Origin of the sequence: Pseudomonas sp. UW4 (assembly GCF_000316175.1) — a bacterium.
GTDB classification, from domain to species: Bacteria; Pseudomonadota; Gammaproteobacteria; order Pseudomonadales; family Pseudomonadaceae; genus Aquipseudomonas; species Aquipseudomonas laurylsulfatiphila.
In genome coordinates, this window is sequence record NC_019670.1 from 5,235,160 (window position 1) to 5,246,665 (window position 11,506).

The window sequence follows — 11,506 nt, forward strand, 5'->3', positions numbered from 1 at the left end:
AGTCTGTACAGAAAGGTAAACGAGGCCCCTATGACTGTACCTATCGCAATCATTGGCACCGGCATTGCCGGACTCTCCGCCGCCCAGGCCCTGACGGACCTCGGGCACGTGGTTCAACTTTTCGATAAAAGCCGCGGTAGCGGCGGGCGCATGTCGAGCAAGCGCAGCGATGCGGGTGCTCTGGACATGGGCGCGCAGTACTTCACCGCCCGCGACCGCCGCTTTGTCACGGAAGTCCAGCGCTGGCAGGCCAGAGGCTGGGTCGCCGAGTGGACGCCGCAGCTGTACACCTACCATGGCGGTCAGCTCAACCTGTCGCCGGACGAGCAGACCCGTTGGGTCGGCACGCCCCGCATGAGTGCAATCACTCGCGCCCTGCTCGGTGATCTGGAAGTGCACTTCGCCTGCCGGATCACCGAGGTCTATCGCGGGGAAGAACACTGGCATCTGCAGGACGCCGAGGGCTTCACCCACGGACCGTTCAGCCACGTCGTCATCGCCACGCCGGCGCCACAGGCCACGGCTCTGCTGGCATCGGCGCCAAAACTCGCGGGGGCCGCCGCCGGGGTGAAAATGGACCCGACCTGGGCCATTGCCCTGGCCTTCGAAACGCCGCTGGAAACGCCCATGGAAGGCTGCTTCGTACAGGACAGCCCACTCGACTGGCTGGCCCGCAACCGCAGCAAACCCGGGCGCGACAACACCCTCGACACCTGGGTGCTGCACGCCACGAGTGCCTGGAGCCGGCAACACATCGACCTGCCCAAGGAAGCGGTGATCGAACAGTTGCACGGCGCGTTTGCCGAACTGCTGCACGATTCCATGCCTGCGCCGAGCTTCAGCCTCGCCCACCGCTGGCTCTACGCCCGCCCCGCCAGCAGTCACGAATGGGGCACCCTGGCCGATGCCGACCTGGGGCTTTACGCCTGTGGCGACTGGTGCCTGTCCGGACGCGTTGAAGGCGCCTGGCTAAGCGGTCAGGAAGCCGCCCGCCGCTTGCATGAACACCTGCAATGAACCGTAGGAGCTGCCTTCGGCAGCTCCTACAGGGGCATCGCATCGAAAACTTATACAAAAAAATTGACTTGTACAACTTCGAATCTATGATGAAGTTATCTTGTACAGGCGCAAATGTTTGTACAGGTTCAGATTCGAGGTGTTCCGATGTCCCACGTCCCCGTCAAACCGAAAATAGCCATCAGCGCCTGCCTGATGGGGCTCGATGTGCGCTTCAACGGCGGGCACAAGGAGTCGCGCCTGTGCAGCCGTACCCTCACTGATTACTTCGATTTCATCCCGGTCTGCCCGGAAGTGGCCATCGGCCTCGGCGTACCGCGCCAACCGATTCGGCTGGTGAGTGGCGCCGATCAACCCGAAGCCGTGGGAACACTGGATCACAACCTGAACGTGACACAACCGCTGGCCACCTACGGCCGGGACATGGCAGCGCAGCTCGCGGGGGATATTTGCGGTTATATCTTCATGCAAAATTCCCCGTCCTGCGGCCTGGAGCGGGTCAAGGTCTACCACGCCAACGGCACACGAGCGGACAGTGGCGGTCGCGGGATCTACGCCCAGGCCTTCTGCCTGATGCACCCGGACTTGCCGGTGGAGGAAGACGGCCGGCTCAACGATCCGGTGCTTCGGGAAAATTTTCTCACCCGCGTATTCGCCTACAGCGCCTGGCAGCAGCTACGCCAGGAAGGCCTGACCCGGCGCGGCCTCACGGACTTTCACTCACGCTACAAATACCTGCTGATGGCCCACAACCCGGTGCAATACAAAGCCCTGGGCCACCTGCTGGGCAGCATGGGCAAAAACGATCCGCAGGAACTGGGCCCCCGCTATTTCAGCGAATTGATGGCGGCGTTGAAAAAGTGCGCCACCCGCCGCACCCATACCAACGTCCTGCAACACATCAGCGGTTACCTGAAACAGGCCATCAGCCGCGAAGACAAGCAGGAAGTGCAACAGCTGATCAGCCAGTACCACCAAGGCATCGTGCCGCTGGTGGTGCCGCTGACGCTGCTCAAACATCACTTTCGCCAACACCCCGATCCGTACATCGCACAGCAGGTCTATCTGCAACCGCACCCGGAAAACCTCAGCCTGCGAAACGCTATCTGATGAAAAAAACACTCGACACCAGCGCCCGCGAAGACCTCGGCGATGACTTTAAAAAAGCGCTGGACGAAGGCTGGCTGCCCATCCGTGAAGTGGCGCGCCTGACCGGCGTCAATGCCGTGACCCTGCGCGCCTGGGAGCGGCGCTACGGTCTGATCGTGCCGCAACGCACCCCCAAGGGGCATCGGCTGTTCTCGGCCGATCATGTACAACGCATCCAGGCTATCCTCACTTGGCTCAACCGTGGCGTCGCCGTCAGCCAGGTCAAGGAATTGCTCGATACGCCGCAAATATTCAGCGAGTCCGTCGACAACGATTGGCACACATTGCTGCAAACGTTGCTGCAGGCGGTCAGCGGATTGCAGGAACGCGCCCTGGATGACAACGTCAATCAGGCGATGGCGCTGTATCCGCCGCGAACCCTGTGCGAGCAATTGCTCATGCCTTTGCTGTCCGCTCTGGAGCAACGCTGGCAAGGCCAATTCGGTGCACAGATGGAACGGGGTTTTTTTTGTGCCTGGCTACGCAGCAAATTCGGCGCACGCATCTACCATGACAATCGTCAGTTGCGCACCGCGCCAATGCTGTTGATCAACCACTCGGACCTGCCCATGGAACCTCAGCTGTGGCTCACGGCCTGGCTGATCAGCAGCGCGGATTGCCCGGTGGAAGTCTTCGACGGGCCGCTGCCTGTCGGCGAACTGGCATTGGCGGTCGAACTGCTGCAACCCCGCGGGGTTCTGCTGTACTCCAGCAAGGCCATGAACCTGGCGCAACTGCCGAAACTTTTCAAAGGTGTCAGTTGCCCAAAAATGATTGCCGGACCAACGGTGTGCATCCACCACGCCGAGTTGTCCGCAAGTACCACCGAAATCGCTGACCTGTACCTGGCCGAAGATCCATTGTCGGCACATCAGGTACTCGTTCAGCGCGGGCTGATTTAAATGAATCGCGTGGATCCCCCTATGCAATTGATCTGGCTGCGCAGCGACTTGCGCCTACATGACAACACCGCCCTTTCGACCGCCGCGGCTCGTGGCCCCTGCGTCGCGGTGTACCTGCTGAGTCCGGAGCAATGGCTGGAACATGACGATGCGCCCTGCAAAGTAGACTTCTGGCTGCGTAACCTGCGCGAGCTGAGCCGCGAACTGGGTCAACTGAACATTCCACTGTTGATCCGCCAGGCTCCCCGCTGGGATGACGCGCCCAGCGTATTGCTGAACCTGTGCCGACAGTGGCAGGTCGACGCGCTGCACCTCAACGATGAGTACGGCATTCACGAGTCCCGTCGCGATGCAGCGGTCGTCCGTACGCTACAGGCCGAAGGCATCGAAGTTCACCGCTACCTCGATCAATTGCTGTTCAAGCCCGGAAGCGTGCTGACCCGGACCGGCACTTACTTTCAGGTCTTCAGCCAGTTCCGCAAAGTCTGCTACGAACGACTGCACCACGCGCTGCCCAGCCTGGTCCGCGCGCCGTACAAACAAGCGCCGCTGAACATTGCCAGCGATGCGATCCCATTGAGCGTCGAGGGTTTCGCAACACCCGGTGATCACCTGCGCAGCCTGTGGCCGGCCGGCGAAACTGAAGCCCGGCGTCGCCTCGACAACTTTAGCGAAGCGCAGATCGAGCACTACCAGAACGAACGCGACTTCCCGGCAAAACCCGGCACCAGTCAGCTCTCGGCCTATCTTGCCGCTGGGGTGATTTCTCCACGCCAATGCCTGCACGCCGCGTTGAACAGCAATCAGGGTGAGTTCGAAAGCGGCAACACAGGCGCCGTCACCTGGATCAACGAACTGCTGTGGCGCGAATTCTACAAACACATCCTGGTGGGCTACCCACGAGTGTCCCGGCACCGCGCGTTTCGCCCGGAAACCGAAGCGCTGGCCTGGCGCGACGCTCCCGATGAACTGGCCGCCTGGCAACAGGCGCGCACCGGTTTGCCGATCATCGACGCCGCCATGCGCCAACTATTGGCCACCGGCTGGATGCACAACCGCCTACGCATGGTGGTGGCGATGTTCCTGACCAAGAACCTGCTGATCGACTGGCGCGAAGGCGAACGCTTTTTCATGCGTCACCTGATCGATGGCGACCTGGCGGCGAACAATGGTGGCTGGCAATGGAGCTCTTCCACCGGCACCGACTCGGCGCCTTACTTCCGGATCTTCAACCCGCTGAGCCAATCGGAAAAATTCGATCCCGAAGGTGTGTTCATCAAGCAATGGCTGCCGGAGCTGGCAGGGCTGAATAAAAAAGACGTGCACAACCCTGCCAATCTCGGCGGCCTGTTTGGTGGGGTGGATTACCCTTCACCGATCGTCGACTTGAGCACATCCCGGACGCGAGCGTTGACGGCGTTCAAAAACCTGCCGTCACGGCAATACGCCGCCGTTGGATCATGAATGACCGCCACCGGGACTACCTTGATGGCGGGGCTTTGCTTTATAAATGTCTACCCGTATTGGGCCGGGCAATGGCCTGGCTGAAAAGGAGATTGGGATGAGTCGTACGCTCTCACGACGATACTGGCTGACCGGTGCCAGCAGTGGCATTGGTGCGGCCCTGGCCGAAGAAATCCTGAAAAGCGGTGCGCACCTGGCCGTCAGTTCGCGCTCGGTAGCGCAGTTGAAAGTCTTGTCGCAACGCTATCCGGGGCAAGTGCTGGTGGTGACCGGTGACCTGACCAACAGCCAGACCGTGCGCGAGATCGGCGAACAGATTGCCGAGGACTGGGGCTCGCTGGACACCGTGATACTCAATGCCGGCACCAGCGAGTACGTGGATGCCAGGCAGTTCGATGCGTCGATTGTCGAGCACGTGTTGCGTACCAACCTGTTGGCCAGTAGCTATTGCATCGACGCCGCCCTGCCTTTGCTGCGTGCCGGCACCGCACCACACATGGTAGCCATGGCCAGTACGGTAACTTACCTGCCACTGCCCGAGGCAGAGGCGTATGGCACCTCGAAGGCCGGGCTGCGTTACCTGTTCGAATCCCTGCGCATCGACCTGGCCCCTGAAGGCATAGAACTCACAGTGATCAGCCCCGGGGCTGTCGAAACGCCGCTGACGGCGAAAAACGGCTTTCCCATGCCCTTGAGCTGGCCGGTGGAGAAAGCCGCACGGCACATCTTCGAAAAGCTCAAGGACCGCCCGCTGGAAATCGCTTTCCCGGCTGCGTTCATGGCCACCCTCTGGCCGCTCTCCAAACGGCCGGACCAAGTGAAACTGGAGATCGGCAAACGCATGGTCCGCAGTCAGCCACCGATCAAGGACCAACCCTGAAAATCGCCATCATCGGCAGCGGTATCCCGGACGCACCGATACCTGGGCGTCCGTCAGACCTTTCACACAGCACCGGGTGACTGCCTTACACTGCGCGCCATGAAAACCATCCCCCATACGCAAATCGCGGAACCCGCAGTCACGTGCTCGACCTGCGCAGCCTGCTGCTGCCAGCTCGAAGTCATGCTGATCACCGACACGGGTGTGCCTGAACGGTTCATCGATACCGATGACTGGGGCGGGGAAGTCATGCTGCGCCTGGACGACGGCTGGTGTGCCGCACTGGATCGCAACACGATGATGTGCACCATCTACGAAAAACGTCCGCTGATCTGCCGGGAGTTCGAGATGGGCGCACCGGAATGCATCGACGAACGCCTGGGGATTTCGACGGCGTATCGCTGAGTTTTGAAGTCACCCGAATACAAATGTGGGAGCGAGCCTGCTCGCGAATGCAGTCTGACAATCACTATAAATGGTGAATGTTAAACCGCTTTCGCGAGCAGGCTCGCTCCCACATTTAGTACAGCGTGGCGTCTTACAACGGCATCGTGTAATGCAATGCGTAACTCTCTACACCATCGTTCGGAGTGGTGATCCCGGCGTTGGAATAGTGCGTCGCACGAACCCCGACTTCATGTCCGCCGGCAAAGCGCAAACCGAATCCAAAGCGGTCTTCAAACTGGAAGGCGCTACCCAGATCGCTGCTTTCGACTTCGGTGCTGGCAAACGCCGCCACGCCAATCCCGAACTCGATGTAGGGTTTGACGTTCTGGCCGGCAAATTCATAGACGAGCACAGGCGAGAACGACAGGCTGTGGTTACTGGATTTCTCGTCACCCTCCCAATAGGTGTAGGCGCCATCCCAGTAACCGGTCAGACGACCCACGTCGCTCTGCCACCAACTCTGGTCCCAGTCGAATTGCATGCCCAGTCGATACGTCATGGTCGAATCGCTGGTCTGACCTACCGCGAACTCCACACCTGCCGCCTGCGCAGTAAAGGTGTGCCCCATTAATGTGGCCGCAATCGCGGCCAAGCAGAATAGTCGCTTCACTAGAAACTTCCTTTTCCGAACGATTTCGTATGATTTTTTTGTTGCCTGGCCCAGCAAAACTATAGAAGTCAGCGATTTATCAGAAGTTCACCCCGATTTTTCGTACTCCCCCCAGACAGCCTTCTACCTGTTGAAGCTTCGCACAACGCCAGAGGTATTCCACAGTATCGGCAAGATATTTCTGAAATGAAGCGGATCGGCGCTGGTCCAGAACTGCGCTTCACGGGCAGGCCCGGCGGCAAGCAGTTCGCGTTCGGCCAAAAGCCGCTGGAGTTGCCGCGCGACGGCGGCTCCGGTATCGATCAGGCTGATGTCCGCGGGGATCATCTGCCGGAGCATCGGTTTGAGAAAGGGGTAATGGGTACAGCCGAGAATCAGGGTGTCCGCGCCAGCCGCCAGCAGTGGCTCGACATACCCGGCCAACAGCTGACGTAGCTCGGCGCTGTGCAGGTCGCCGTTTTCAATCAGCTCCACCAGCCCGGGACAGGGCTGGGTGATCACTTTCACATCCGTGGCGAAACGGTCGAGCAACGCGGCGAACTTGGCGCTCTGCAAGGTGCCAGTGGTGGCCAACACCCCTACCACGCCGGAGCGCGTCGCGGCGGCCGCCGGCTTGACGGCCGGCTCCATGCCGACAATGGGCCATTCGGGATAGTCGCGACGCAAGTCGGCGACGCCGGCCACCGTTGCCGTGTTGCAGGCCAGCACCAGGGCCTTGGCGCCCTGCTGCTGAAAGAAATCGGCCATCACGCTGCAACGCTGTTGGATAAATGCCGGGGTTTTCTCGCCATAGGGAACATTGCCGCAATCGGCGACGTACATCAGCGTCTCGTGGGGCAGCAAGCGCTGGATCTCGGCCAGCACCGAGAGCCCACCGACACCGGAGTCGAACACGCCAATCGGCGCTTCACGCATGTTTCGAACCACAGACGCTACAGCCCGGATCACGCTTGACCCGCAATTCGCGAAAGCGCGTGCCCAAGGCATCGATCAGCAACAGGCGCCCCACCAGTGGTTCACCGAATACGGCCAGCAACTTCAGCGCTTCAAGCGCTTGCAGGCTGCCGACCAGTCCCACCAGCGGCCCGACCACGCCGGCCTCGCTGCAGGTCAGTTCGGCTTCGCTGCCGTGCCCGTACAAACAGTGGTAGCACGGACTCTCTGTGCGACGCGGATCGAACACCGACAGTTGGCCTTCGAGGCGAATCGCCGCACCGCTGACCAGCGGTTTGCCGGCTGCCACACACGCGGCATTGACCGCTTCACGGGTGGAAAAATTGTCCGAGCAATCGAGGACCAGATCCACCCCGGCCACCACGGCGGCCAGGGAGTCTTCGTCCAGCGCCGCGCGATGGGCGATCAACCGGACCTCGGGATTGATCGCCGTCAGGCGCTTGATCGCTGAATCGACCTTGCCCATGCCGATGCTGTCGGTGTCGTGAATGATCTGGCGTTGCAGGTTGGTCAGGTCGACCGTGTCGAAGTCCGCCAGGTGCATCTCGCCAATGCCGGCGGCCGCCAGGTACAGCGCCACTGGTGCGCCAAGGCCGCCGAGCCCGACGATCAATACGCGGCTGTCCTTGAGCCGCAACTGGCCGTCGATATCGATGTGTTGCAGCAGAATCTGCCGACTGTAACGCAGCAACTCCTGATCATTCAGCACGGCAGGCGCCCCAGACTGATGCGTTGGTGACCGCCCAGATCGGTGCGGCTGTGGACTTCTTCAAAACCGCGGGTCAGCAGCAGATCGCGGACCGCCTCGGCCTGATCGTAACCATGCTCGAGCATCAGCCAGCCGCCAGCGTCGAGATGATCCGGCGCCTGGGCGACGATCAGACGCAGATCGTCGAGCCCGTCGACACCGGCCACCAGGGCGCTGGCCGGTTCGAAGCGCACATCGCCCTCGACCAGATGCGGATCGGTCGCTGCAATGTAGGGCGGATTGCTGATGATCAGCTGAAAACGTTGACCTTCCAGGGCGCTGAACCAATGGCTGCTCAACACCTTGGCGTTGTTCAGGTGCAGACGCTGGCGATTGCGCTCGGCCAGGGCGACGGCTTCCAGCACGCGATCCACAGCAGTGACGTTCCAGGCCGGACGCTCGCTGGCCAACGCCAGGGCAATCGCGCCGCTGCCGGTACCGAGGTCGAGCACTTTGGCCGGTGTGGCCGGCAACAGTTCCAGCGCAGCTTCCACCAGCAGTTCGGTGTCCGGGCGCGGGATCAGCGTGTGTGGTGCCACTTCCAGATCCAGCTTCCAGAAACCTTGCTGGCCGAGGATATAGGCTACGGGCTCGCCGCTGCGGCGGCGCTGCAAATACTCGGCGAACGTCAGCGCCGCTTCGCTCGGCACGATGCGTTCCGGCCAGGTGTGCAGGAAACTGCGGGACTTGCCCAACGCCGCCGCCAGCAGCAATTCGGCATCCAGACGCGCCGTCGGCGAGTCGGGAAGATCGGCGGCACGCAACAAACTGGCGATGATCGTCATTTACTCACCTATCGCCGCCAGTTGATCGGCCTGGTACTCGGCCAGCAACGGCTCGATCACCGCCTCGACGCCGCCGGCGAGGATCTCGTCGAGGGAATACAAGGTCAGGTTGACCCGATGGTCGGTGACCCGGCCCTGGGCAAAATTGTAGGTGCGGATGCGCTCGGAGCGATCACCGGAACCCACCAGCAGCTTGCGTTCGCTGGCGATGGCGTTGGCCGCGGCGGAAGTCTGCTGATCGTTCAGCTTGGCCGACAACCAGGACATCGCCCGGGCGCGGTTCTTGTGCTGCGAACGTTCTTCCTGGCACTCGACCACGATGCCGGACGGCAAGTGAGTGATGCGGATCGCCGAATCGGTCTTGTTGACATGCTGGCCACCGGCGCCGGAGGAGCGATAGGTATCGATGCGCAGGTCGGCCGGGTTGATCTCGATGGCTTCCTGTTCGTCCGGCTCGGGCAATACCGCCACGGTGCAGGCCGAAGTGTGGATGCGGCCCTGGGATTCGGTCGCCGGAACCCGCTGCACACGGTGCGCACCGGACTCGAACTTGAGCTTGCCGTAGACGTTGTCGCCCTCGACCCGGGCAATCACCTCTTTATAGCCGCCGTGTTCGCCCTCGTTTTCCGAGAGAATCTCCACACGCCAGCCACGACGCTCGGCGTAACGCGAATACATGCGGAACAGATCGCCGGAGAAAATCGCCGCCTCGTCGCCGCCGGTGCCGGCACGGATTTCGAGGAACACGTTGCGCCCGTCGTTCGGGTCCTTGGGCAGCAGCATGCGCTGCAGGTCGGCTTCGAGCGTGACCAAGCGTTCCTTGGCCTCGCGGACTTCTTCCACGGCCATTTCACGCATGTCCGGGTCGCTGTCCTTGAGCAGAGCCTGGGCGCCCTCGAGGTCATCCTGCACTTTCAGCAGTTCTTTATAGGTGCCCACGATCGGTTCAACTTCCGCGTACTCCTTGGAATAGGTACGGAACTTGTTCTGATCGGAAATGACCTCGCCGTCGCCCAGCAGGGCGGTCAATTCCTCGAAACGGTCCTGGAGAATATCCAGCTTATTGAGCAGTGACGCTTTCATTGCGGTTTTTTATCCGAAAAGCTATCCGATGAGCCCTCACCGAGGGCAAAGAGTTCCTGGGCCATCGCCAGCGCATCCAGGCGACCTTCGGCAGAGAGCTTTTTCAACTGCACGCTCGGTGCGTGCAAAAGTTTGTTGGTCAGCCCGCGAGCCAGTTGCACCAGCACCTCTTCGGCGCTGCTGCCGTTGGCCAGCATGCGCTGGGCCTTTTGCAACTCTTCGTCGCGCAGGCGTTCGCTCTGTTGACGATAGGCCTTGAGCACGTCCACCGCCGCCAATTCACGCAGGCGGACCATGAAGTCTTCGGCGCCGACCGAGACCATCTCTTCGGCGGCCTGGGCAGCGCCCTGGCGGCTCTTGAGGTTCTCGGCGACCACTTCGTGAAGATCGTCGACGCTATAGAGGTAAACGTCGTCCAACTCGCCGACTTCCGGTTCGATGTCGCGGGGAACGGCGATATCCACCATGAAAATGGGTTTGTGCTTGCGCAGTTTCAAGGCGCTTTCCACTGCACCCTTGCCCAGGATCGGCAACTGGCTGGCGGTGGAACTGATGACGATATCGCTGCGCACCAGCTCTGCCGGAATATCCGACAGCAACACCGCATGGGCGCCGAACTGCTCGGCCAGGATGCTTGCGCGCTCCAGGGTACGGTTGGCGACCACGATGCGCTTTACCCCCAGGTCATGCAGATGGCGGGCGACCAGGGTGATCGTCTCGCCGGCACCGATCAACAAGGCCTGGCTGCGTTGCAGGTCGCTGAAAATCTGTTTGGCCAGGCTCACCGCGGCAAATGCCACCGACACCGGGTTCTCGCCGATGGCCGTGTCGGTGCGCACCTGCTTGGCCGCGTTGAACGTGGCCTGGAACAGCCGCCCCAGCAATGGCCCGATGGTGCCCGCCTCGCGAGCCACGGCATAGGCCGACTTCATCTGGCCGAGAATCTGCGGCTCGCCCAACACCAGCGAGTCGAGCCCGGAGGCCACCCGCATCATGTGACGAACTGCCGCATCATCTTCATGCACATAGGCGCTTTCGCGCAGCTCGTCGTAGCTCAAATGATGATATTCGGCCAGCCAGCGCAGCACGACATCCGCCGACAGGTGATCCTGTTCTATATAGAGTTCACTGCGATTGCAGGTGGAGAGGATCGCAGCTTCGCGGCTGTCGGTGAGTCGGCAGAGCTGCTGCAAGGCCTCAACCAGCTGCTCAGGGGTAAAAGCCACGCGCTCGCGGACGTCTACTGAAGCAGTCTTGTGGTTAATACCGAGTGCAAGGAAGGCCATTCAAAGTCGCTGATGGTGACGTGAAGCCGGCAATTGTCCTACTTCGACGGAATCAGAACAACTACTCGATATCTATCGCGCCGATGGGACGCCCCGGCTTGCGAGCCATTCTCGTTCACGACCTGTAGGAGCTGCCGCAGGCTGCGATCTTTTGACTTTGCTTTTCAAGATCAAAAGATCG

12 protein-coding genes and 1 pseudogene are annotated in these 11,506 nt (G+C 61.1%); 7 read left to right on the forward strand and 6 right to left on the reverse strand.

The window, feature by feature from the left end; all coding sequences use genetic code 11:
• Window positions 1–30 precede the first annotated feature (30 nt).
• The 7 genes and pseudogenes from PPUTUW4_RS23140 to PPUTUW4_RS23165 all read left to right on the forward strand — a co-directional run bounded on the left by PPUTUW4_RS23140 (window position 31) and on the right by PPUTUW4_RS23165 (window position 5,817).
• On the forward strand, window positions 31–1,017 hold the full coding sequence (locus PPUTUW4_RS23140; RefSeq protein ID WP_008016642.1) for an NAD(P)/FAD-dependent oxidoreductase: 987 nt from the start codon (window positions 31–33) through the stop codon (window positions 1,015–1,017).
• Window positions 1,018–1,164: 147 nt separating this feature from the next.
• Complete coding sequence (locus PPUTUW4_RS23145) at window positions 1,165–2,127, forward strand: DUF523 and DUF1722 domain-containing protein (protein WP_015096810.1); 963 nt, start codon at window positions 1,165–1,167, stop codon at window positions 2,125–2,127.
• Complete coding sequence (locus PPUTUW4_RS23150) at window positions 2,127–3,068, forward strand: MerR family transcriptional regulator (RefSeq protein WP_015096811.1); 942 nt, start codon at window positions 2,127–2,129, stop codon at window positions 3,066–3,068. Before PPUTUW4_RS23145 ends, PPUTUW4_RS23150 begins: the two co-directional genes overlap by 1 nt.
• A 21-nt stretch (window positions 3,069–3,089) precedes the next feature.
• Window positions 3,090–4,532: a deoxyribodipyrimidine photo-lyase gene (phrB, locus tag PPUTUW4_RS23155; RefSeq protein ID WP_015096812.1), complete on the forward strand. Its 1,443-nt coding sequence runs from the start codon at window positions 3,090–3,092 to the stop codon at window positions 4,530–4,532.
• A gap of 5 nt (window positions 4,533–4,537) precedes the next feature.
• A pseudogene (locus tag PPUTUW4_RS29995) lies at window positions 4,538–4,633 on the forward strand (transcriptional regulator); the annotation flags it as partial.
• Window positions 4,630–5,412, forward strand: coding sequence for an SDR family oxidoreductase (locus PPUTUW4_RS23160; protein WP_015096813.1), 783 nt, complete (start codon window positions 4,630–4,632; stop codon window positions 5,410–5,412). The pseudogene PPUTUW4_RS29995 and the gene PPUTUW4_RS23160, both read left to right, overlap by 4 nt.
• Window positions 5,413–5,511: 99 nt before the next feature.
• Window positions 5,512–5,817: a YkgJ family cysteine cluster protein gene (locus tag PPUTUW4_RS23165; RefSeq protein ID WP_015096814.1), complete on the forward strand. Its 306-nt coding sequence runs from the start codon at window positions 5,512–5,514 to the stop codon at window positions 5,815–5,817.
• Window positions 5,818–5,950: 133 nt separating this feature from the next.
• On the opposite strand, the gene PPUTUW4_RS23170 is transcribed toward PPUTUW4_RS23165, so the two are convergent.
• The 6 genes from PPUTUW4_RS23170 to hemA form a co-directional block, all read right to left on the reverse strand.
• Window positions 5,951–6,469 (reverse strand): acyloxyacyl hydrolase, encoded by a 519-nt coding sequence (locus PPUTUW4_RS23170; protein ID WP_015096815.1) that lies wholly within the window; start codon window positions 6,467–6,469, stop codon window positions 5,951–5,953.
• A 123-nt stretch (window positions 6,470–6,592) separates the two neighbouring features.
• The gene (murI, locus tag PPUTUW4_RS23175) at window positions 6,593–7,384 is read right to left on the reverse strand and encodes a glutamate racemase (RefSeq protein WP_015096816.1); all 792 of its coding nucleotides are present in this window, start codon (window positions 7,382–7,384) and stop codon (window positions 6,593–6,595) included.
• Window positions 7,377–8,132, reverse strand: coding sequence for a molybdopterin-synthase adenylyltransferase MoeB (locus PPUTUW4_RS23180; RefSeq protein WP_015096817.1), 756 nt, complete (start codon window positions 8,130–8,132; stop codon window positions 7,377–7,379). Before PPUTUW4_RS23180 ends, murI begins: the two co-directional genes overlap by 8 nt.
• On the reverse strand, window positions 8,126–8,956 hold the full coding sequence (prmC, locus tag PPUTUW4_RS23185) for a peptide chain release factor N(5)-glutamine methyltransferase (protein ID WP_015096818.1): 831 nt from the start codon (window positions 8,954–8,956) through the stop codon (window positions 8,126–8,128). Before prmC ends, PPUTUW4_RS23180 begins: the two co-directional genes overlap by 7 nt.
• Window positions 8,957–10,039 carry a peptide chain release factor 1 gene (gene prfA / locus PPUTUW4_RS23190; protein ID WP_007973879.1) on the reverse strand — a complete coding sequence of 361 codons (1,083 nt, stop codon included), beginning with the start codon at window positions 10,037–10,039 and terminating at the stop codon, window positions 8,957–8,959.
• On the reverse strand, window positions 10,036–11,325 hold the full coding sequence (gene hemA, locus PPUTUW4_RS23195) for a glutamyl-tRNA reductase (protein WP_007973881.1): 1,290 nt from the start codon (window positions 11,323–11,325) through the stop codon (window positions 10,036–10,038). Before hemA ends, prfA begins: the two co-directional genes overlap by 4 nt.
• Between the last annotated feature and the right edge of the window lie 181 nt (window positions 11,326–11,506).